Origin of the sequence: Klebsiella sp. RHBSTW-00215 (assembly GCF_014103785.1) — a bacterium.
GTDB lineage: Bacteria > Pseudomonadota > Gammaproteobacteria > Enterobacterales > Enterobacteriaceae > Klebsiella.
The window spans coordinates 2,540,013-2,562,004 of sequence record NZ_JABXQS010000001.1 but is presented as its reverse complement, the minus strand read 5'-3'; the positions used below and the strand labels follow the sequence as shown (position 1 = coordinate 2,562,004).

Here is a 21,992-nt window from a genome sequence, read left to right as displayed (position 1 = left end):
AAAATAATACGAATAAAAACCTGCGGCGCTTTTCATGCACGCACTTGATACAAAAAGGCAATGGGTCCTAATAAAACAAAAATAATACGTAAAGAAGTTTAGGGATTTGTCTGAAAGATATTCAGCCAAAAAATATTTACGTCATTTGTTCGGATTATCGCCAGACGAGTATCCGTCTGGCGAACAACCTGCGAATAATCCTAACCGCATACTGCCGATATGTTTAACGACGGTTCAAACTACCACGGCGATACAGATTGCGCCGGATGCGGCTCAAGCCCGGCTTTGGCTTGCGCGGTTCATCAAGGCTAGCGAGCACAATCTCCAGTACGCGTTCAGCAACATCACGATGGCGCTGAGCAACGGCTAACACCGGACACTGGAGGAAATCCAGCAGCTCATTATCGCCAAAAGTCGCAATAGCCAGTTCAGAAGGCAGCTTCCCTTCACGACGCAGAGTGACATCCATCACCCCCTGCAACAGCGGAAATGATGTCGTGAACAGCGCCTGCGGCATGGGATGCGTTTCCAGCCACTTCTCGAATAGCTGTGCCGCTGCTTCGCGTTCATAGCTGTTGGCGTAGAGGTAATTCACCTCTCGCGGATCGTCTTTCCACGCCGTACGGAAGCCCTGCTCGCGCAGGAAGCTCACCGATAGCTCCGGTAACGCACCAAGATACAGTACCGTTTCAGCAGGGAATTTACGTAATTCTGCGCCGAGCATTTCAGCATCGTCCTGATCGGCACCAACAACGCTAGTAAAGTGTTCACGATCGAGCGCCCGGTCAAGGGCGACAATCGGGAAGGAATCATTGGCCCAGCGTTGATAGAACGGATGTTCAGGCGGTAGCGAGGTAGAAACGATAATGGCATCAACCTGACGCTGTAGCAGGTGCTCAATACAGCGCATTTCGTTATCCGGTTGATCCTCAGAACAAGCAATCAATAACTGATAGCCGCGCTGACGCGCCTGACGCTCCAGGTAATTAGCGATGCGCGTATAGCTGGTATTTTCCAGATCCGGAATGACCAGACCAATGGAACGCGTGCGTCCTGCACGCAAGCCCGCAGCGACCGCATTCGGGTGATAGTTGTGCTCACGAACAACCGCCATCACCTTTTCAACAGTCTTATCGCTAACGCGATACTGCTTCGCTTTACCGTTAATCACATAGCTAGCGGTGGTTCGCGAGACACCGGCCAGCCGGGCGATTTCATCCAGTTTCACAATTGCCCCTTGGGTAATAAGTACAGAACATAACCATTCTTCAGGTATGGATTCATTTTTATAACATCTAAGCGCAGAAAAGTGAGCACAGCAACCGCTTTAGTCCACAGTTCCCACCGATTTCGCAAAAAAATAGCCCGACAGGCGGTGTCGGGCTATTTTTACATCAGTTTCAGCGACTCAACGCATGATTTTGTCGCCGCGCGACAATCCGACCACGCCGGAGCGAGCCACTTCCACAATTCGCGCAACATCGCGCAGTGAAGCCAGGAACGCATCCAGCTTGTCGCTAGTGCCCGCCAGTTGAACGGTATAAATAGACGGTGTCACATCGATAATTTGCCCACGGAAAATCTCCGTGTTGCGCTTGACCTCATCGCGCCCATAACCGCTGGCCTGGACTTTCACCAGCATAATTTCTCGCTCAACGTGCGCGCCCTGCCCAAGCTCAGTAACGCGTAAAACGTCCACCAGCTTATGTAATTGCTTTTCTATTTGCTCTATCGCTTTCTCATCACCAACGGTTTGAATCGTCATCCTGGACAGCGTCGGATCGTCCGTCGGTGCTACCGTCAGGCTTTCAATATTATAGCCACGCTGCGAAAAGAGACCGATCACGCGGGATAATGCACCCGATTCATTCTCCAGCAATACTGATAATATCCGGCGCATAATCAGGTCCTCTCCGTTTTGCTCAGCCACATCTCGTCCATACCACCGCCGCGAATCTGCATAGGGTATACATGCTCACTGCCGTCAACCGTCACATCGACAAAAACCAGGCGATTGTTACGTACTTGCTCCAGCGCTTCAGTCAGCTTCGCTTCCAGCTCCTGTGGGTCGCTAATACGAATCCCGACATGACCATAGGCTTCCGCTACGCGGGCAAAATCGGGTAGCGATTCCATATAAGATTGTGAATGACGGCCAGAATAGAGCATATCTTGCCACTGCTTAACCATTCCGAGATAACGGTTGTTCAGATTCAGTACCAACACAGGAAGATCGTATTGCAACGCGGTAGACAGCTCCTGAATATTCATCTGAATACTGCCGTCGCCGGTGACGCAGACAACCGTTTCTTCCGGTAGCGCCATCTTCACGCCAAGTGCTGCGGGTAAGCCAAACCCCATGGTCCCCAGCCCGCCGGAATTAATCCAACGCCTTGGTTTGTCGAAAGGATAATAGAGTGCTGCAAACATTTGGTGCTGGCCAACATCAGACGTCACGTACGCATCGCCGTTAGTCAGACGCCAGATAGTCTCGATAACCGCCTGCGGTTTGATCTTGCCGCTTTGGGTGTCGTATTGCAGACAATGACGCGCGCGCCACTGTTCAATCTGCTGCCACCAGTCGCGAATTTCATCTAACGGCTGTAGAGACTCCTCGTGTTCGAGTAGCTCCAGCATTTGTTCCAGCACCAGACGCGCATCACCAACGATAGGAACATCGGCGGGAACGGTCTTTGAAATCGAAGTGGGATCAATATCAATGTGCAGCACCGTCGCGTTCGGACAGTATTTTGCCAGATTGTTCGTCGTACGATCGTCGAAGCGCACGCCAACAGCGAAAATCACATCAGAGTTATGCATGGTCATGTTGGCTTCATAGGTGCCATGCATACCTAACATCCCTAATGCCTGCTGATGCGATGCAGGAAAAGCGCCCAGCCCCATCAGCGAAGAAACGACGGGCAGCTTCAGTTTCTCAATCAGGGTATATAGCTGCGGCTCACATTTCGCATTAATCGCCCCACCGCCAACATAAACGACCGGTTTTTTTGCCGTAATCAGCGTTTGCAGCGCACGCTTAATCTGCCCTTTATGGCCCGTTGTCGTCGGATTATAGGAGCGCATGCTGACCGTAACTGGCCAGGTGTAAGGCAGCTTTTTCGCCGGGTTCAAAATATCCTTCGGCAAATCAACCACCACCGGACCAGGACGTCCACTCGCCGCCAGCCAAAAGGCTTTTTTTAGGACGCCAGGGATATCTTCGGTTTGCTTAACCAGAAAGCTGTGCTTAACCACCGGTCGGGAAATCCCCACCATATCGCACTCCTGAAAAGCATCGTAACCAATCAAAGAGGTCGCAACCTGTCCGGAAAGAATCACCAGCGGAATAGAATCCATGTAGGCCGTCGCAATGCCGGTAATCGCGTTCGTGGCTCCTGGCCCCGATGTCACCAGCACCACGCCGACTTCGCCTGTCGCACGGGCCAGGCCATCAGCCATATGAACAGCGGCTTGTTCATGGCGAACCAGAATATGATCGATACCACCAAGGGTATGTAACGCATCATAGATATCGAGGACTGCGCCCCCGGGGTAACCGAACACTTGCTTGACGCCCTGATCGACTAGCGACTGGACGACCATCTCGGCTCCTGACAACATCTCCATGGTTTGCCTCCCGGCTTATTGTTTTTAACGACAGCGGAATCCAATTTCCGCGCGCTCGCACAATACGAAGCAAAAGGCTCCGCAGTGAGGTGAATAGACTGCATGCCTTTACCATAACTGCTCGCCAACGGGCAGGCAATTAGCCACCGCCGCCACACTGCAAGCATTAATAGAAGAAAAGAAAGATTCTAAGAAGAAAAGCGGTGAAAAACTTCAGGGATAAGAAAATATGATGGTCAATACTCGGATAAAATTACCAACTACAGTAAATCATCCATTTTTCATCTGATGTCGATGGCCACCGACGAGGATAAACAGAATAAAATTCTGCATTTGATGACTTTTGTCACACAAAGCAGGAGCCGAAGCCCCCGTTTGTTTAGCGACAATTTAGCGCTGGCAAATACTCGTCAGTAATTCTTCCATCCACTGATGGCCTTTATCGCGGCCCGCTGCTTCGTGCCATGAGAGATAGCAGGTGCGGCTATTCACTTTCAGCGGCAAAGGTAATATTTGTAGATCCAGCTTATCGGCAAATTCAGTCGCCAGCCAGCGTGGTGCAATTGCAACCATGTTGGTCTGCGAAACAACATTTAATACGCTGACCATCGCATTTCCCTGATACGCAATGCGAGATTGTTTATCAGCAGAGTCATACCATGGCTGGCTAAATGATGCGTAGCGGTCGAGAGCAACCACCGCATGTTCTTCCTGATAAATATCCGTTTCCATTAACGGCCCGGAAATACGCGGATGCTTCCGACTGGCAACCAGCACCATTTCATCTTTAAATAATGGAACACAAGCAAACTCAGGACGACGAAACTCTTCATAACCAACAACGAATTCAATTTCCTGATAACGCAATTGATGCTCAGTGTTTTGATTCAATGCTGATTTAAAAACCAAATGAATGTTCGGCGCAATTTCGCCAACTTTATTAAAGATAACGGAAGTCAAATAGTTATCTAACGGGCTGCAGACACACAGATTGAAAACACGTTCACTACTGAGCGGCTCAAAGCCAGAACCTGGTAATTCATTTTGTACTAATTGCAGTGCCTGACGTACTGAGCCAAATAGCTGGAAAGCACGTGCTGTAGGCTGGATGCCGCGTCCGTAGCGAACAAACAGCTCATCATTAAACATCACTTTTAAACGTGATACCGCATTACTGACCGCTGGTTGGGACATTCCCAAAGAATGTGCCGCACGGGTGATGTTTTGTTCCTGCATCACCGCATCAAAAACGGTAAGTAGATTGAGATCAACCATACGCAGTTGAGGTTTAGTGATCTCTGCCCCTGGGGCAGCTTTATATTCAGTACCTTCAATTAACATATCTAACTCCACTGTCACGCTAAATTCCCTTTGCCAAAGTGCAGTAATTAATTCTGAGAATATCATTTATCATGCATATGACATTTGCAAAAGGGCAAAGATGAATTTTAGGAATATATCAAGGTTATGAGTGGCGACGAAAAATCCGCGCGATTGAAAGTACCGAAACCACTTAAACCATATCGTTTACTTGATGGTATTAAGTTTACCCATAAATATTAAAAATAAACAACAACAGTAATGGTTAACTATAATTTAAGCATTATTAAAGTATCTATTTAAGTCACCCTTAAAGTTAACGTTTATTTATCATTGATAATCTATCCACATTCACACAAAAACATTCACACAATAAATAAATTCATAATTTTCATTAAGATATCATCTAGCCACAACGCACAGGAAATGAGAGCGTAAGTGAAAAGAAAACTTATCAAATGTTGACAGTCACACAGCGAGGAGCAACATCCAAAAAAGGATCATCGGTCAAAAAGCGCGATCTCTAGCACAATTAGCTAATTCACTGCTCAGGCAAAAAGACGTTTTCTTCTTCCGAGTGTTGACATTAAACGCCATATCCAGTAACTCTAAAAGCATAACGATTTCATTTGGAGTATGACGCAATGATTTGCACCACTCGCTTCCTCAGCCTACTACTACTAAACGCATCCATTTTGCGCGGTAGGCTGTTGGGCGACGTTCATCGTTAAGTCATCTTCCAGCAAGACTATAAAACCCGCGCCGATGCGCGGGTTTTTTTATGCTCGTCAGCAAGGCGCCCGGACACAGACTAAGGATTTAAACCATGAGCCAGCAAGTCATTATTTTCGATACAACCTTACGTGACGGCGAACAAGCCTTACAGGCCAGCCTGAGTGTGAAAGAGAAGCTGCAAATTGCTCTGGCCCTGGAGCGTATGGGCGTTGATGTGATGGAAGTCGGTTTTCCGGTCTCTTCTCCGGGCGACTTTGAGTCCGTACAAACCATCGCTCGCAACATTAAGAACAGTCGCGTTTGCGCGCTGGCCCGCTGTGTTGAAAAAGATATTGATGTAGCGGCAGAATCTTTAAAAGTGGCCGAGGCGTTCCGCATTCATACTTTTATCGCCACCTCACCGATGCATATCGCCACCAAGCTGCGCAGCACCCTGGACGAAGTGATTGAGCGCGCGGTTTATATGGTGAAGCGCGCACGTAATTACACTGACGACGTTGAGTTTTCCTGTGAAGATGCTGGCCGTACGCCAATTGCCGATCTGGCGCGCGTCGTTGAAGCGGCGATCAACGCTGGCGCAACCACTATCAACATCCCGGACACCGTTGGCTACACCATGCCGTTCGAATTCGCCAATATCATTACCGGTCTGTATGAACACGTTCCTAATATCGATAAAGCGATTATCTCCGTCCACACTCATGACGATTTAGGCATTGCGGTCGGTAACGCCATCGCTGCGGTTCACGCCGGCGCTCGTCAGGTTGAAGGCGCAATGAACGGCATCGGCGAGCGCGCAGGTAACTGCTCGCTGGAAGAAGTGATCATGGCTATCAAAGTGCGCAAAGACATCATGGATGTGCACACCCGCATTAATCACAACGAAATCTGGCGCACCAGCCAGACCGTTAGCCAGATTTGTAATATGCCGATCCCCGCGAACAAAGCCATCGTCGGTACCGGTGCCTTCGCTCACTCCTCTGGTATTCACCAGGATGGTGTGCTGAAGAATCGCGAAAACTACGAAATCATGACCCCGGAATCTATCGGTCTGAACCAGGTTCAGTTGAACCTGACTTCTCGTTCAGGCCGTGCCGCGGTGAAACACCGTATGGAAGAGATGGGCTATAAAGAAAGCGACTACAACATGGATCATCTGTATGACGCTTTCCTGAAGCTGGCGGATAAAAAGGGCCAGGTGTTTGATTATGATCTGGAAGCTTTAGCCTTCATTAACAAGCAGCAAGAAGAGCCAGAACATTTCCGCCTGGACTACTTCAGCGTCCAGTCCGGGTCCAGCGATATCGCGACCGCGTCCGTGAAGCTGGCCTGTGGTGAAGAAACCAAAGCTGAAGCCGCCAACGGCAATGGCCCGGTAGATGCCATTTATCAGGCGATTAACCGTATCACCGGCTATGAGGTTGAGCTGGTTAAATACGATCTGAACGCCAAGGGTCAGGGCAAAGATGCGCTGGGTCAGGTGGATATCGTGGCTACCTACAACGGACGTCGCTTCCACGGCGTGGGTCTGGCAACGGATATCGTGGAATCATCCGCGAAAGCCATGGTTCACGTCCTGAACAACATCTGGCGCGCCGCCGAAGTCGAGAAAGAATTGCAACGCAAAGCTCAGAATAAAGAGAACAATAAGGAAACCGTGTAATGTCGAAGAATTACCATATTGCTGTTTTGCCAGGTGATGGTATTGGCCCGGAAGTCATGAACCAGGCGATGAAAGTACTGGAAGCTGTTCGCAACCGTTTTGATATGCGCATTACCACCAGTCAACATGACGTCGGCGGCATCGCCATCGACCGTCAGGGCACTCCGTTACCACAGACGACCGTAGAAGGCTGTGAGCAGGCTGATGCGATTTTATTTGGTTCAGTTGGTGGCCCGAAATGGGAACACCTGCCGCCTGCAGAGCAGCCGGAGCGCGGCGCGCTGCTGCCGCTGCGTAAACACTTCAAATTATTCAGCAACCTGCGTCCAGCCAAGCTGTACCAGGGTCTGGAAGAGTTCTGCCCGCTGCGTGCGGATATCGCCGCCAACGGTTTCGATATTCTGTGCGTTCGTGAACTGACCGGCGGCATCTACTTCGGCCAACCAAAAGGTCGTGAAGGCAGTGGCCAGCACGAGAAAGCGTTTGATACCGAGGTGTATCACCGTTTTGAGATTGAGCGTATCGCTCACATTGCGTTTGAGTCTGCCCGCAAGCGTCGTCACAAAGTCACTTCTATTGATAAAGCCAACGTGCTGCAGTCTTCTATTTTGTGGCGCGAAATCGTCAGTGAAATTAGCAAGCAGTATCCTGATGTTGAACTGGCACATATGTACATCGACAACGCCACCATGCAGCTGATTAAAGATCCGTCTCAGTTCGACGTTCTGCTGTGCTCCAACTTGTTTGGCGACATCTTGTCCGATGAGTGCGCCATGATCACGGGTTCTATGGGCATGCTGCCATCCGCCAGCCTCAACGAGCAAGGTTTCGGCCTGTACGAACCAGCCGGCGGCTCCGCTCCGGATATCGCAGGCAAAAACATCGCTAACCCGATCGCGCAGATCCTGTCGCTGGCGCTGCTGCTGCGCTACAGCCTGGATGCCGATAACGCGGCAACGGCAATTGAGAATGCGATCAACCGTGCATTAGAAGAAGGCGTGCGTACCGGCGATTTAGCTCGCGGTGCGGCAGCGGTCGGTACCGATGAAATGGGCGATATCATTGCCCGCTATGTCGCTGAAGGGGTGTAATCATGGCGAAGACGTTATACGAAAAATTGTTTGATGCTCATGTCGTTTATGAAGCGCAAAACGAAACCCCGCTGTTGTACATCGACCGTCATCTGGTTCATGAGGTTACCTCGCCGCAAGCATTTGATGGCCTGCGCGCCCACAACCGCCCGGTACGCCAGCCGGGTAAAACCTTCGCCACCATGGATCACAACGTTTCAACGCAAACCAAGGACATTAATGCGTCCGGTGAAATGGCGCGCATCCAGATGCAGGAACTGATTAAAAACTGCAAAGAGTTTGGCGTTGAACTGTATGACCTGAACCACCCTTACCAGGGCATCGTCCACGTGATGGGGCCGGAACAGGGCGTTACCCTGCCGGGTATGACTATCGTCTGTGGCGATTCCCACACGGCGACTCATGGCGCATTCGGTGCGTTGGCCTTTGGTATCGGCACCTCAGAAGTTGAGCACGTGCTGGCGACCCAGACCCTCAAGCAGGGTCGCGCTAAAACCATGAAAATTGAAGTCAAGGGTAAAGCGGCTCCAGGCATCACGGCAAAAGATATCGTACTGGCGATTATTGGTAAAACCGGCAGCGCTGGCGGTACCGGGCACGTTGTCGAATTCTGCGGCGAAGCTATTCGTGATTTAAGCATGGAAGGTCGTATGACCCTGTGCAATATGGCCATTGAACTGGGCGCCAAAGCGGGCCTGGTAGCGCCTGACCAAACGACTTTTGACTATGTGAAAGGCCGTCTGCACGCGCCCAAAGGCCAGGATTTTGACGATGCGGTCGCATACTGGAAGACCCTGACCACCGACGATGGCGCGACTTTTGATAGCGTTGTCACTCTGCAAGCAGAAGAGATTGCCCCACAGGTCACCTGGGGAACAAACCCAGGCCAGGTTATCTCCGTTACCGACATTATTCCGGACCCGGCATCATTCACCGATCCGGTAGAACGTGCGAGTGCTGAAAAAGCGCTGGCGTATATGGGTCTGAAGTCTGGCGTGCCGTTAACTGAAGTGGCGATTGATAAAGTCTTTATCGGCTCCTGTACCAACTCTCGCATCGAAGACTTACGCGCCGCAGCGGAAATCGCTAAAGGTCGCAAAGTGGCTCCGGGCGTTCAGGCGCTGGTTGTACCAGGTTCTGGCCCAGTGAAGGCGCAGGCCGAAGCGGAAGGCCTGGATAAGATCTTTATCGAGGCCGGTTTTGAATGGCGTCTGCCGGGTTGCTCCATGTGCCTGGCAATGAACAACGATCGCCTGAACCCGGGTGAGCGCTGTGCATCCACCAGCAACCGTAACTTTGAAGGCCGTCAGGGCCGTGGCGGACGCACCCATTTGGTCAGCCCGGCAATGGCCGCAGCGGCAGCCGTTACCGGCCATTTCGCCGACATCCGTAGCTTGAAATAAGGAAACCATCATGGCAGAGAAATTTACCCAACATACCGGCCTGGTGGTTCCGCTGGATGCCGCGAACGTGGACACCGATGCAATCATTCCAAAGCAGTTTCTGCAAAAAGTCACTCGTACCGGCTTTGGTGCACACCTGTTTAACGACTGGCGCTTCCTTGATGACAAAGGTGAGCAGCCGAATCCGGAATTCGTGCTGAACTTTCCTGAGTACAAAGGAGCGTCGATTCTGCTGGCGCGAGAAAACTTTGGCTGCGGCTCCTCTCGTGAGCATGCGCCGTGGGCGTTGACCGACTATGGTTTTAAAGTCGTTATCGCCCCAAGCTTTGCCGATATCTTCTATGGCAACAGTTTCAACAACCAGTTGCTGCCGGTCACCTTGAGCGACGAACAGGTCGATGAAATGTTTAAGCTGGTTCAGGCGCAGCCAGGCATTACATTTGAAGTTGATCTGCAAGCTGAAGTGGTTAAAGCGGGCGATAAATCCTACAGCTTTAAAATTGATGCTTTCCGCCGTCACTGCATGCTCAATGGCCTGGACAGCATCGGCTTGACGCTGCAGCATGAAGATGCAATCTCTACTTACGAGAATAAACAACCCGCCTTTATGAATTAAAACCACGCGCAGTTCACCTCTCAGCCCGGTCTTTGCGCCGGGCTTTTTTGTTTTCCTCAGTAGAAAAATGAGATCTGGCGCACATATATCGATATTGCTCGGCCTGATATATAGAAATATTTAAAGCCAGGAAAATAAATATTTATCAATTGGGCATTTATTCAATCATTCCCCTCCTTTTATTGTGTCAATTCACAAGTACAAGTAAAAAATCGCTTGAGATATTTAAGATAAGAATACAAACATGTAACTAAAACGTTAATTTCATAGAAGCACACTATAGCTCTACGCAAAAAAAAGCATTGTTTTTCCATTTGGCGCCTCGTTATCTTTCCCCATAGAGAAATATTAACTTTGGACAGGCCAGGATCGCCGTACGGCGACCATCAGGCATCCAGTGGAGAGAGCATATGAGCCACTACCCCCACCTTTTTTCCCCGTTGACCATTAACGGGATGACCATAAAAAACCGTATCATCATGCCGCCAATGGGGACTAACCTGGCCAGCCTGAACGGTGAAGTCACTCAGGAACAGATTGAATACTATGAGTTACGCGCGCGTGGTGGCACCGGACTCATCACTATCGAAAATATTTGTATCGATTTTCCTTTCGCTTCTAATGGCACAACGCAGCTGCGTATCGATAACGATCAATATATTCCACGACTGTTCAAATTAACCGAAACCCTGCATAAACACGGTGCCTGCGTCGGTATCCAATTAAACCATGCCGGCGCTTCAGCTTATGCTTATCGTCTGAATGGTGAAATGCCGCTTTCCTCTTCCAGCACACCATCGAAAAAGAATGGCAATATTCCGCGCCCGATGACGCGTGATGAAATTTATCACGCCGTGAGTAAATTTGGCGATGCCGCAGAGCGCGTACGCCGGGCAGGTTTTGACTGTGTGGAAATTCACGCTGGTCACTCTTATTTAATTAGCCAGTTTTTATCGCCGCTGTTTAATAAACGCACCGATGAATTTGGCGGCAGTATAGAAAATCGCGCCAGAATATTAACCTTAATTGTTGATAAAGTGCGCGCCTGCGTAGGGCCACGTTTTCCGGTGAGCTTACGTATTAGCGCTGATGATTTCTTAGAAGGCGGAAATACGCTCGAAGATTCGCTGTGCATCCTCGAACTGTGCCAGGACAAAGTCGATATTATCAACGTCTCCGCCGCGCAAAACGACAACCTGAATTTCCAGATTGACCAGATGTCTCTGGAGGATGGCTGGAAGCGTTATCTCTCCCGCGCGGTTCGCGACAAATTCCACAAACCAACGGTTATTGCAGGCAACATTCGTTCACCAAAAGTCGCCGAAGACATTATCGCCAGCGGTGATGCCGACCTGATTGCGATTGGCCGCGGGCTTATCGCCGAGCCAGAATGGGTACAAAAAGTCCAGAGCGGTAACGAGCGCCTGATGCGCAAATGCATCTCCTGCAACATTGGCTGCGCGGATCACCGTATCGCCCGCTCTCGCCCGCTGCGTTGCTCTATCAACCCGGATATTATCCACGGCGACGCTTACAAACAGCAGCGTGTGAACCGCGACACCAACGTGGTGGTCATCGGCGCCGGCACGGCGGGAATGGAAGCGGCTTGTACCGCGGCCGAAGTCGGCTGCCACACCTGGCTGCTTGAGGAAAAACACAGCATCGGCGGGCTGGCCAGCGAGATCTCTCTGTTGCCAGAGAAAAAGCGTATTGCCGATTTCCCGCAGTTTATGAAAAACCGTATCGCCTCGCTGGATAACCTGATGCTACAGGTCGGCAAACGCGCCACTGTTGAATCGGTTTCCGCCCTGCACCCTGATTTAATTGTCAATGCGACCGGTTCGGTTCCCCTGCTGCCACCAATTGAAGGGCTGCGCGAGAACATTGATGTCGAAGGCGGCAGCGTCTTTTCGATTACCAATATGATTCATCATCTGGACCAGTTTGCCGATGCGAAAGGTAAACGCATTGCTGTCGTCGGCGCAGGTGCCGTCGGTCTGGACGTCATCGAATATTTCTCCGCACGCGGTGCCAGCGCAGTACTTATCGAAATGCAGGAGTCAGCGGGCCGCGACCTGGACATCATCACTAAAAATGCCATGTTGACCATGCTTGATGAACATCACGTGGAACAGCACATGCAAACGCAGTTGGTTGCCGTTACTCCAACGCACTTCACAGTTAAAAACGCGGATAGCACCTTTGACATTCCCTTTGATTACGGCTTCGTCTGCCTGGGAATGCGCGCCAATACCACCGGTCTCAATGAGATTGAACAATGGGCCAGAGCCAATAACGTAAAAATAATGAACATCGGCGACAGCCTGATGGCCCGGCGAATCATTGATGGTGTGCGCGAGGGGCGCAACGTGCTGGACACCCTGGAAGACATGGGTGCTCTGGGTAACCGCGAATCTACAAAAATTCCATTTCTAACATATTGAGGATTTTATCATGGCAGAACGTATTACTGGACACACTGAGCTGATTGGCCTGATTGCAACTCCGATTCGCCACAGCATGTCACCGACAATGCATAACGAAGCCTTTGCCAAACTGGGGCTGGACTATGTTTACCTGGCTTTTGAAGTGGGTAATGAGGAGCTGAAAGATGTCGTACAGGGCTTTCGGGCGCTAAAACTGCGCGGCTGCAACGTCTCTATGCCGAACAAAACCGAGATTTGCCAGTATCTGGATAAGCTCTCCCCGGCAGCAGAACTGGTTGGCGCGGTGAATACCGTGGTGAACGACAACGGCGTGTTAACGGGTCACATCACCGATGGCACCGGCTATATGCGCGCGCTGTCTGAAGCAGGCATCGATATCATCGGCAAAAAAATGACCGTATTAGGCGCAGGCGGCGCGGCAACCGCGCTCTGCGTACAGGCCGCGCTGGATGGCGTCAAAGAGATCTCCATCTTCAACCGTAAAGATAAATTCTTCGCCAACGCAGAACAAACCGTCGCCAAGATCCGTAATAACACCAACTGTGCGATCCATCTGTTCGACCTGGACGATCATGACAAACTGCGCGCCGAGATCGACAGCAGCGTCATTCTTACTAACGCGACCGGCGTTGGCATGAAACCGTTTGAAGGCCAGATGCTGCTGCCTGACGACAGCTTCCTGCGTCCGGACCTGATCGTTTCTGACGTGGTTTATAACCCACGCAAAACGTATCTGCTGGAAGTGGCTGAGAAAAAAGGCTGCCGCACCATCAACGGTCTGGGCATGATGCTCTGGCAAGGTGCGCGCGCTTTTGAAATCTGGACGGGCAAAGAAATGCCGGTTGAACACGTCAAAAGTATCCTTTTTTAAGGATGGGGCGCGATGAAAAATAAATATGTCCCAACGGCAGCGGGGCTATACCTTAACTATCTGATCCATGGCATGGGGGTATTATTAATTACCCTCAATATGGCGAATTTACAGACGCAATGGGGAACCGACGCTGCCGGCGTCTCCATCGTCATATCGTCGCTAGGTATTGGTAAACTCGCCACGATCGTGACAGGATTCCTGTCCGATCGCTTTGGACGCAAACCCTTTATCTATCTCGGGATCGCCAGCTATCTGGTGTTTTTCCTCGGTATTTTACTGACGAAAAACATTTATATGGCCTACTTCTTCGGCATTATGGCCGGCCTGGCAAACAGCTTCCTCGATTCCGGAACCTATCCGGCGTTGATGGAGTCTTTCCCTAACTCCGCCAGCCGCGCGAACGTGCTGATTAAAGCCTTCGTCTCTGCCGGACAGTTCCTGCTGCCGTTCATTATCGGCGCGCTGATATGGGCGAATATGTGGTATGGCTGGTCGTTTATCATCGCCGCAGCATTGATGGTTCTGAGCGCCATCTACCTGATAAAAATGCCTTTCCCGGATCATCGGGCGAAAAAGGAAACTGTCGAAAAGTCGCAGGCTGTTACAGCCGCTCCGCAAGCTAATTCCGGCAAGCTGGATATGGTGATATTTACCCTGTACGGCTATATCGGGATGGCGACTTTCTATCTGGTTAGCCAATGGTTAGCGCAGTACGGCGAGTTCGTTGCAGGAATCCCGCATGAGTCAGCCATTAAACTGCTGAGCGTCTACACTGCGGGTTCTCTGACTTGCGTATTTGTCACTGCGGCCTTCGTCAAAGAGGTGTTCAGTTCAGCCGTCGCCATGATCATCTATACCTTCCTGTCGATGATTTCACTGCTGATCGTCTGCCTGTTCCCGACGCCAATGGTGGTTACCGGGTTTGCCTTTATCATCGGCTTTGCCGCCGCTGGCGGTGTTCTGCAGATAGGCGCAACCATTATGGCGATGAGCTTTCCTAACGGAAAAGGCAAAGCCACCGGGATCTTTTATACCGCCGGGAGTCTGGCAAGCTTTACGATTCCACTCATCACGGCAAAACTGTCGAAGATTGGTATCGCCAGCATTATGTGGTTTGATCTCCTGATCGCTATCGTCGGCTTTGTGATCGCTCTGTACATCGGTTATCGTCAGTTTCAGGCTCGCGCCGCTGCAAAAACATCTCATGTTGCAGCAACCGCCTGATGGTCAATGACAAAAAGAATAATGGATACCAACATGACTAAAGCAGTAACAGTAAAAAACATCACCTTCCAGGAAGGGGAAACCCTGATTTGCGTTCCGCTGATTGGTAAAACCATTGACGAACTGCAAGTCAATGCTCGCGCCCTGGCTACCGCCGGAGCCGACATTATCGAATGGCGTGTTGATCACTTCACGCAGGTTAGAGAAATTGAGCAGGTACTGTTGGCGCTGGGCGAAATTCGTCAATTGCTGAAAGACATTCCGCTGCTGTTCACCTTCCGCAGTAAAAAAGAGGGCGGCGAAACGGAAATTAGCGATGAAGCTTATTTTGAACTGAATCGCCAGGCGGCGGTTAGCGGACTCGCTGACGTCATTGATGTCGAGCTATTCAATGATGAAGCACAGATTCGTTCACTGGTGAACGATGCCCATGCGGCTGGCGTAAAAGTCATCATGAGTAATCATGATTTCCATAAAACTCCAGCTCAGGAAGATATTATCTACCGCCTGCGTCGTATGCAGGACCTGGGTGCCGATTTACCGAAAATCGCCGTCATGCCGCAGTCGCCGCAGGATGTGTTAACCCTGCTGTCTGCAACCCTGACGATGAAAGAAAAGTATGCAACCCGCCCATTAATTACCATGTCGATGGGTAAATCCGGCGGGGTTAGCCGGGTAACGGGTCGTTTGTTCGGTTCCGCAATGACCTTCGGTACCGTAGGTCAGGCGTCAGCACCGGGACAAATCGCCATTACTCAGCTGCGTGAACTGATGGATATTCTTTCCTGATAAAACGGTGCCCGGAGGTTTCCTCCGGGCATCTATACCCGTCGTCTTTCAAGTTGCTTCTTTGTTGGCTACGTTCGTTCACCCCAGTCACTTACTTGAGTAAGCTCCCGGGGATTCTCTCTCTTGCCGCCTCAAAGCAACTCGAAATCCATTGGGTATATACTCCAGAGACTTAGATCATTTTTTGGCTGTCATTAATAATGACATTCTTAAACGACTGAATTGCAGGGGAAAGTACCCGCTCTTTCATCGTTGCCAGATAGATATAGCGTGGAGGAATCGCATTTTTGATCGTCAGGATATGCACGTTGTAGTACGAGAGTGCGGAAATTCGCGGCATAATCGCAATACCATAATCAATACTTACCAGCCCCGCCATCGCCGTATCCTCGTCAACGTAGCAAGCAATGTCCGGCACTAATTTTTGCTGCATAAATACGTTATCGATAAAAGGCCGCAGACCGCTATTTTCTGAAAAATAGACATAGGGATAATGAATCGTCTCAACCAGATCGACTTCATCATCATATAGCCTGGCAAGAGGATGATCTTTCGCTGTCACTACAACCAGTTCTTGCTGAATAATTGGAATAAAATCAATATCTGGTTCATCAGCAATATAAGAGCAAATGGCTAAATCAGTCTTTCCGGCCTTTAGTTCCTGTAGCAACGTTAGCGACGTGCCCTGAGTAAAAGAAAACGTCACATTGTGACAAGATGGTGAAAGTGAGTATTTATTAATTAACTGCGGAACAACAAACTCACCCATTGTATAAATAAAAGCAATACGAATATTCTCTTTGTTTTCCGCACTATTTTTTTGCAGCGTCATGCGACCATTTTCCAGAGAAGCCAGCGCATCTTCCACGTAGGGCAGAAAGCGTTTACCATTCTGTGTGATCTTGACATTTCGCCCTTTTCTGGCAAATAGCGCCACTCCCAGTTCTTTCTCCAGCTCAGATATGGCATGGCTTAAGGAGGGCTGGGTGATGAAAAGACTAGAGGCCGCCTCGGTGTAATGCTCGGTTTCTGCCAGTCGCTTAAAATAATAAAGTTGCTTTAGGTTCATTATTTTTGCTCGTATAATATAAGAATAAAACTAATGCACCTAATATACCATACAAGCCATCTATGATGAGTCGCAAAGGGCAAATATCGGCGTCGCATCAAATATTGTTTTGTTATTTTATTCATCACGTAACAAAGGATTGCAATATCATAGACTAAATCAATGGTTCAGTAGAATATTTTTGCATGTGTCAATATATGCAAAAATATTTTAAACTTTAAAGGAACTCTCAATGAGGACAATCAATGTTCAGGAAAGGCCTATTTCGCCACCGGCCACGCAGAAGCGAACCAAAACGCGAATTGTAATTTTAATGTTACTCTCTATCGGTACGATGATAAATTATCTTGATCGTACTATCCTTGGTATTGTTGCTCCTAAGTTAACAAGCGAAATACATATCGATCCGGCAATGATGGGCATCGTCTTTTCTGCTTTTGCCTGGACCTATGCGCTGGCACAAATCCCTGGCGGCATGTTTTTAGATCGCTTTGGTAACAAGTTAACCTACGCGCTTTCAATTTTTTTCTGGTCAACCTTCACTCTATTACAAAGCTTTTCAGTCGGGTTAAAATCCTTATTGCTATTGCGTTTAGGTCTGGGAATCAGTGAAGCACCCTGTTTCCCGGTCAACAGTCGGGTCGTGAGCAAATGGTTTCCCCAACATGAACGCGCACGTGCAACGGCAACTTACACCGTCGGAGAATATATTGGCCTGGCGGCATTTTCTCCTTTACTCTTTATTATTCTTGAACATCACGGCTGGAGAACGTTATTTTTTATCACTGGTGGATTAGGTATTGCCTTCACTTTTGTATGGTGGAAGTTTTATCACGAACCGCATGAATCCAAAACCGCAAATAAAGCCGAACTGGAATACATCGGTTTAGAAAATACCGAGAAAGCGAATGAAAATGTCCCTTTCAACTGGCCCGATGCAAAACGTTTACTGTGCTGCAGGCAAATCATTGGCGCCAGCCTTGGGCAGTTTGCAGGTAATACTACGCTGGTTTTCTTCCTGACCTGGTTCCCCACCTATCTGGCCAATGAGCGCCATTTGCCATGGCTTCACGTTGGTTTCTTCGCCTCCTGGCCGTTTATGGCAGCGGCTGTTGGCATCCTTTTCGGTGGCTGGGTCTCCGACAAAATATTAAGAAAAACCAAGTCTGTAAATATTAGTCGAAAACTACCCATTATTTCAGGGCTGTTGCTTTCCAGCTGTATCATCGCGGCTAACTGGGTGGAGAGTAACACTGCCGTCATTATTATTATGTCGATAGCCTTCTTTGGTCAGGGGATGGTTGGACTAGGCTGGACGCTAATTTCAGATATTGCCCCTAAAAATATGGCTGGGCTTACCGGTGGGATCTTCAACTTCTGCGCAAATATGGCATCGATCATTACCCCATTGATTATTGGCGTCATTATATCGATGACCGGTAATTTCTTCTACGCACTCATTTATATTGGTCTGACGGCATTTATTGGCGTTATCGCCTATATTTTTATTATCGGCGATATCAAACGGATTGTATTGAAATAGCAAGTTGCGTGAAACTACCCCGGCCATATCACCTGCCGGGGTAGCTAAATAATTAGATATCCTTAACTTTACAGGTCATAAACAGCGTCACCAGCGAAATAGCGGCAATGGTCCAGTAAACGCTGGCGTGTCCATAGCTCTGCGATACCGCCCCCTGAATGACCCCAGCCAGAATCACCCCAGTGGAGATACTGTTGGTGAACAGCGTCGTTGCCGCCCCTGCCCTTCCGGGCATCAGGTCCTGAAACCACAGCATACCAATCCCGGCAACGATGCCAATAAACACGGCGTTAAACAACTGTAGTGCCAGCAACGCCACCCGGTCGTGAAACAGAATAAGGCCGACATAAAACAACACGCCTGCCGCAACCGCCGCAACCATCATGTTGCGTTTACCCCAGCGTTTAACGTAATAGCCCGCCAAAATCATTGCCGGAATTTCCAGTCCGGCGGCGGTCCCCATCAAAATCCCCGCCAGACTATCCGGCAGACCCAGATCGCTGCTGATCCACAATGGCATATCAATGATATACATCGTGTTGCAGGTCCACATCAGGGTAGAGGCGATAAACAGCATACGCACGTTTTTATCGTGCCACCCCCCAGCCTGCTGTAGCACTTCCGCACCTTCCGAAGGCTGCTCAACGCGGGCAACCGACGGCAGCTTGAAGGCAATCAGCGCCAGGCTGATGACAAAAATGCCCGCCGCTATCGTAAACATGGTTGTAAAGCCGTAATTCAGCGCCAACATAAAAGCCAGCGGTGGGCCAATCACCCACGCCAGCGAGAGCTGAGCACGCATTATCGAACTGAACATCACCACTTCGCGCGCCGAACTATCGGCATATTCCCGCGCCAGCGCAAAAAGCTGCGGCATCGCGGCATTCGCCACCGAAGCCAGCATCACCCCGCAGGTAATCAGCGTCAGATAATGGCGATTAAATGCAAACAGCAGCGCATTGCCTACCGCCATCAGGCAGCAGAACATAATCAAGCGCCGACGATCGCCCCGGCTATCGGAGCGCTTGGCCAGCGCCAGGCTGACAAGAATCCCGGCAATCGCGTTAACCGTATAGAAAAGCCCCACCCAGAAAGGCTGTGCACCCACTTCGCGGCTAAGAAATAAACTGAGCGTTGGCGCCTGTAGCGCACCAGCGATTCCCATCATGAAAGCGACCAGCATAAAAGCGGCGTAAACGCCGTTAAGACGTCGCCCCATCGTCATTAACCACAGCATGTCATGTCCTTAAACCACGCGAAGAAAACGAAAAAAGCCAGCAGAGGTTTTCTGCTGGCGGGTGATTCTATACTCTATGGATTTCGAGTTGCGGGCAGGCGGCCAGAACGTAAGTCCCTGGGAACATAGATAACTATGTGACCTGGGCGAGCGGGCGCAGCCAACGCACCTGCAGCTTGAAAGACGACGAGTATAACACCAATACTCAGTCACACATGATGTCTGCAAGTCAATGATCAGAGGTCTGCGACGTAACTCCCCACTGCATCAGTTCGCCAAGAATTTCCTGCTGTCTTCCTGCCATCAGGCGGGCCAGCCAGGACGCATCCTGCGTCGCAGAAAAGTAGCGTAGGTAGAACTGTTTTGTGGTTGACCTCATCATATTCACCTCCTCACTTCATCGAGGTTGATTATTGACTTAATATAGGAAGTAATAAATTGCTGAGTTTTTATCAGGAGTTCCCCTTTTATGTCTTCCGGTCGTTTACAACAGCAGTTCATCCGCTTATGGCAGTGCTGCGACGGCAAGTCGCAGGAGACAACGCTTAATGAGCTGGCAGATATGTTGAGCTGCTCGCGTCGTCATATGCGTACCTTACTGAATATGATGGAAGAGCGCGGCTGGCTGACCTGGGAGGCGGAGGTCGGGCGCGGTAAGCGCTCCCGGCTGGCTTTCCTCTATACCGGTCTCGCCTTGCAACAGCAGCGAGCGGAAGACCTGCTTGAGCAGGACAGAATCGATCAACTGGTGCAATTGGTTGGCGATAAAGCCGCCGTCCGGCAAATGCTGGTTTCCCATCTCGGCCGCAGCTTCCGTCAGGGGCGGCACATCCTGCGCGTACTTTACTACCGCCCGATGAAAAATCTGCTGCCCGGTAGCGCACTGCGCCGCTCGGAAACGCACATCGCCCGGCAGATTTTTAGCGCCCTGACGCGAGTAAATGAGGAAAATGGGGAACTGGAAGCGGATATAGCTCACCATTGGCAGCAAATGACCCCAACCCACTGGCGTTTTTTTCTGCGTCCTGGCATTCATTTTCATCATGGACGTGAACTGGAAATGGAAGATGTCATCACCTCCTTACAGCGTAGCAACGCGCTGCCGCTGTTCTCTCATATCGAGCGCATCGACTCCCCTACCGCATGGACGCTGGATATTCATCTCAGTCACCCCGATCGTTGGCTACCGTGGCTGCTTAGCCAGGTTCCCGCGATGATCCTGCCACACGACTGGCAGTCAATGGACAACTTCTCCAGCATCCCCATAGGTACCGGCCCTTATGCGGTCGCCCGCAATAACCAAAACCAGTTGAAGATCCATGCCTTCGATGACTATTTCGGCTATCGGGCCTTAATCGATGAAGTTAACGTCTGGGTGCTGCCGGAAATCAGCGAAGAACCCAATGGAGGATTAACGCTCCAGGGCACCACGGAGAGTGAAAAAGCGGTGGAAAGCCGTCTGGAAGAGGGTTGCTACTATCTGCTGTTCGACGCCCGCAGCCCGCTCGGCAGCAACACCGCGGTTCGCCAGTGGTTAAGCTACCTGTTCCAGCCCGCCAGCCTGCTCTATCACGCTGGTGAACATTATCAGGGCAACTGGTTCCCGGCCTACGGCCTGCTACCCCGCTGGCACCATGCGCGCAGCCACGCTTGCGAAAAACCGCCGGGACTGGAGACGGTCAAGCTGACCTATTACCAGGACCACGTCGAGCATCGCTTGATAGGTGGGATTATGGCGACGCTGCTGGCCGAGCATCAGGTCAAACTGGAAATTCAGGAGCTGGAGTACGCAGAGTGGCATCGCGGCGAAGTGGTCAGCGACGTGTGGCTCAATAGCGCCAACTTCACGTTACCGATCGATTTTTCCCTGTTTGCCTGGCTGTATGAAGTCCCGCTGATTCGCCACTGTATTCCCATTGATTGGGAGCAGGACGCCAGCCGTTGGCGCGCAGGAGAGCTTAATCCGGCCACCTGGAGCCAGCAGCTGTTGGCCAACCAAACCATTGTGCCGCTCATACACCATTGGCTGATGATCCAGGGGCAGCGCAGCATGCGCGGCGTGCGCATGAATACCCTCGGCTGGTTCGACTTTAAGTCCGCGTGGTTTGCGCCACCGGAGCCGTAAGGCTTTCCGTCAGCAGGCAAAATCATTACACTAACTGCCGTTCTCAACGGGGTGCTATTAAACATACGCAATATCATTCGAGTTGCATCAAAGTGCGGTTAGCACAGAAGCGACCTGAAAGAAAAAGCGTATGGGCTGAGAAAATACCCGTCGAACCTGATCCGGATAACGCCGGCGAAGGGATTTGAGGCCCACTCAAAATCCTTTGCCACCCCTTTTTTCTGAGGTG

The 21,992-nt window shown here is 50.4% G+C and carries 18 protein-coding genes and 1 riboswitch; of the genes, 11 read left to right on the top strand and 7 right to left on the bottom strand.

Annotation, left to right across the window (positions count from 1 at the left end; genetic code table 11):
• Positions 1 to 223 precede the first annotated feature (223 nt).
• The 4 genes from cra to leuO form a co-directional block, all read right to left on the bottom strand.
• On the bottom strand, positions 224 to 1,228 hold the full coding sequence (cra, locus tag HV127_RS12185; RefSeq protein WP_112215532.1) for a catabolite repressor/activator: 1,005 nt from the start codon (positions 1,226 to 1,228) through the stop codon (positions 224 to 226).
• Positions 1,229 to 1,408: 180 nt separating this feature from the next.
• Positions 1,409 to 1,900, bottom strand: coding sequence for an acetolactate synthase small subunit (gene ilvN / locus HV127_RS12180; protein ID WP_110272568.1), 492 nt, complete (start codon positions 1,898 to 1,900; stop codon positions 1,409 to 1,411).
• A gap of 2 nt (positions 1,901 to 1,902) precedes the next feature.
• Positions 1,903 to 3,627, bottom strand: a complete 1,725-nt coding sequence (gene ilvI / locus HV127_RS12175) for an acetolactate synthase 3 large subunit (RefSeq protein WP_182236321.1) — start codon at positions 3,625 to 3,627, stop codon at positions 1,903 to 1,905.
• 390 nt (positions 3,628 to 4,017) lie between these two features.
• The gene (leuO, locus tag HV127_RS12170; RefSeq protein ID WP_112215534.1) at positions 4,018 to 4,986 is read right to left on the bottom strand and encodes a transcriptional regulator LeuO; all 969 of its coding nucleotides are present in this window, start codon (positions 4,984 to 4,986) and stop codon (positions 4,018 to 4,020) included.
• Positions 4,987 to 5,591: 605 nt separating this feature from the next.
• Between leuO and leuL the strand changes: the two genes are divergently transcribed.
• The 9 genes from leuL to aroD all read left to right on the top strand — a co-directional run bounded on the left by leuL (position 5,592) and on the right by aroD (position 15,789).
• Positions 5,592 to 5,678: a leu operon leader peptide gene (leuL, locus tag HV127_RS12165; RefSeq protein WP_110272571.1), complete on the top strand. Its 87-nt coding sequence runs from the start codon at positions 5,592 to 5,594 to the stop codon at positions 5,676 to 5,678.
• Positions 5,679 to 5,773: 95 nt separating this feature from the next.
• Positions 5,774 to 7,345 carry a 2-isopropylmalate synthase gene (gene leuA, locus HV127_RS12160; RefSeq protein ID WP_110272572.1) on the top strand — a complete coding sequence of 524 codons (1,572 nt, stop codon included), beginning with the start codon at positions 5,774 to 5,776 and terminating at the stop codon, positions 7,343 to 7,345.
• On the top strand, positions 7,345 to 8,436 hold the full coding sequence (leuB, locus tag HV127_RS12155) for a 3-isopropylmalate dehydrogenase (RefSeq protein ID WP_110272573.1): 1,092 nt from the start codon (positions 7,345 to 7,347) through the stop codon (positions 8,434 to 8,436). The genes leuA and leuB overlap by 1 nt, the downstream gene beginning before the upstream one ends.
• Before the next feature lie 2 nt (positions 8,437 to 8,438).
• Positions 8,439 to 9,839, top strand: coding sequence for a 3-isopropylmalate dehydratase large subunit (gene leuC / locus HV127_RS12150; protein ID WP_182236319.1), 1,401 nt, complete (start codon positions 8,439 to 8,441; stop codon positions 9,837 to 9,839).
• A gap of 10 nt (positions 9,840 to 9,849) precedes the next feature.
• Entirely contained in the window at positions 9,850 to 10,455 is a 606-nt protein-coding gene (gene leuD, locus HV127_RS12145) for a 3-isopropylmalate dehydratase small subunit (RefSeq protein ID WP_182236317.1), read from the top strand.
• A 410-nt stretch (positions 10,456 to 10,865) separates the two neighbouring features.
• Positions 10,866 to 12,899, top strand: a complete 2,034-nt coding sequence (locus HV127_RS12140) for an FAD-dependent oxidoreductase (RefSeq protein WP_182236315.1) — start codon at positions 10,866 to 10,868, stop codon at positions 12,897 to 12,899.
• A 10-nt stretch (positions 12,900 to 12,909) separates the two neighbouring features.
• Positions 12,910 to 13,773: a shikimate dehydrogenase gene (locus HV127_RS12135; RefSeq protein ID WP_110272577.1), complete on the top strand. Its 864-nt coding sequence runs from the start codon at positions 12,910 to 12,912 to the stop codon at positions 13,771 to 13,773.
• Between the two features lie 12 nt (positions 13,774 to 13,785).
• Complete coding sequence (locus HV127_RS12130) at positions 13,786 to 15,000, top strand: MFS transporter (protein ID WP_182236313.1); 1,215 nt, start codon at positions 13,786 to 13,788, stop codon at positions 14,998 to 15,000.
• 33 nt (positions 15,001 to 15,033) lie between these two features.
• Positions 15,034 to 15,789 (top strand): type I 3-dehydroquinate dehydratase, encoded by a 756-nt coding sequence (gene aroD / locus HV127_RS12125; protein WP_112215539.1) that lies wholly within the window; start codon positions 15,034 to 15,036, stop codon positions 15,787 to 15,789.
• Positions 15,790 to 15,961: 172 nt separating this feature from the next.
• On the opposite strand, the gene HV127_RS12120 is transcribed toward aroD, so the two are convergent.
• Complete coding sequence (locus HV127_RS12120; protein WP_110272580.1) at positions 15,962 to 16,858, bottom strand: LysR family transcriptional regulator; 897 nt, start codon at positions 16,856 to 16,858, stop codon at positions 15,962 to 15,964.
• Positions 16,859 to 17,090: 232 nt separating this feature from the next.
• Here HV127_RS12120 and HV127_RS12115 point away from each other — a divergent pair, with 232 nt between their 5' ends.
• Entirely contained in the window at positions 17,091 to 18,401 is a 1,311-nt protein-coding gene (locus HV127_RS12115; RefSeq protein ID WP_182236311.1) for an MFS transporter, read from the top strand.
• A gap of 52 nt (positions 18,402 to 18,453) precedes the next feature.
• Here the strand turns inward: HV127_RS12115 and HV127_RS12110 are convergent, their stop codons facing one another.
• Positions 18,454 to 19,638 (bottom strand): sugar efflux transporter, encoded by a 1,185-nt coding sequence (locus tag HV127_RS12110; protein WP_182236309.1) that lies wholly within the window; start codon positions 19,636 to 19,638, stop codon positions 18,454 to 18,456.
• Between the two features lie 229 nt (positions 19,639 to 19,867).
• Positions 19,868 to 20,020 (bottom strand): glucose uptake inhibitor SgrT, encoded by a 153-nt coding sequence (sgrT, locus tag HV127_RS12105; RefSeq protein ID WP_110272583.1) that lies wholly within the window; start codon positions 20,018 to 20,020, stop codon positions 19,868 to 19,870.
• An 87-nt stretch (positions 20,021 to 20,107) separates the two neighbouring features.
• Between sgrT and sgrR the strand changes: the two genes are divergently transcribed.
• Positions 20,108 to 21,763: an HTH-type transcriptional regulator SgrR gene (gene sgrR / locus HV127_RS12100; RefSeq protein WP_182236307.1), complete on the top strand. Its 1,656-nt coding sequence runs from the start codon at positions 20,108 to 20,110 to the stop codon at positions 21,761 to 21,763.
• A gap of 37 nt (positions 21,764 to 21,800) precedes the next feature.
• A riboswitch (TPP riboswitch) is annotated at positions 21,801 to 21,964 on the top strand.
• Positions 21,965 to 21,992 lie beyond the last annotated feature (28 nt).

Coding starts and splice junctions, on each gene's coding strand:
- HV127_RS12130 (WP_182236313.1), top strand. CDS start 13,786: ATGAAAAATAAATATGTCCCAACGGCAGCGGGGCTATACCTTAACTAT.
- ilvN (WP_110272568.1), bottom strand. CDS start 1,900: ATGCGCCGGATATTATCAGTATTGCTGGAGAATGAATCGGGTGCATTA.
- ilvI (WP_182236321.1), bottom strand. CDS start 3,627: ATGGAGATGTTGTCAGGAGCCGAGATGGTCGTCCAGTCGCTAGTCGAT.
- sgrT (WP_110272583.1), bottom strand. CDS start 20,020: ATGATGAGGTCAACCACAAAACAGTTCTACCTACGCTACTTTTCTGCG.
- HV127_RS12135 (WP_110272577.1), top strand. CDS start 12,910: ATGGCAGAACGTATTACTGGACACACTGAGCTGATTGGCCTGATTGCA.
- HV127_RS12110 (WP_182236309.1), bottom strand. CDS start 19,638: ATGCTGTGGTTAATGACGATGGGGCGACGTCTTAACGGCGTTTACGCC.
- leuA (WP_110272572.1), top strand. CDS start 5,774: ATGAGCCAGCAAGTCATTATTTTCGATACAACCTTACGTGACGGCGAA.
- HV127_RS12140 (WP_182236315.1), top strand. CDS start 10,866: ATGAGCCACTACCCCCACCTTTTTTCCCCGTTGACCATTAACGGGATG.
- leuB (WP_110272573.1), top strand. CDS start 7,345: ATGTCGAAGAATTACCATATTGCTGTTTTGCCAGGTGATGGTATTGGC.
- sgrR (WP_182236307.1), top strand. CDS start 20,108: ATGTCTTCCGGTCGTTTACAACAGCAGTTCATCCGCTTATGGCAGTGC.
- HV127_RS12120 (WP_110272580.1), bottom strand. CDS start 16,858: ATGAACCTAAAGCAACTTTATTATTTTAAGCGACTGGCAGAAACCGAG.
- leuD (WP_182236317.1), top strand. CDS start 9,850: ATGGCAGAGAAATTTACCCAACATACCGGCCTGGTGGTTCCGCTGGAT.
- leuL (WP_110272571.1), top strand. CDS start 5,592: ATGATTTGCACCACTCGCTTCCTCAGCCTACTACTACTAAACGCATCC.
- aroD (WP_112215539.1), top strand. CDS start 15,034: ATGACTAAAGCAGTAACAGTAAAAAACATCACCTTCCAGGAAGGGGAA.
- HV127_RS12115 (WP_182236311.1), top strand. CDS start 17,091: ATGAGGACAATCAATGTTCAGGAAAGGCCTATTTCGCCACCGGCCACG.
- leuC (WP_182236319.1), top strand. CDS start 8,439: ATGGCGAAGACGTTATACGAAAAATTGTTTGATGCTCATGTCGTTTAT.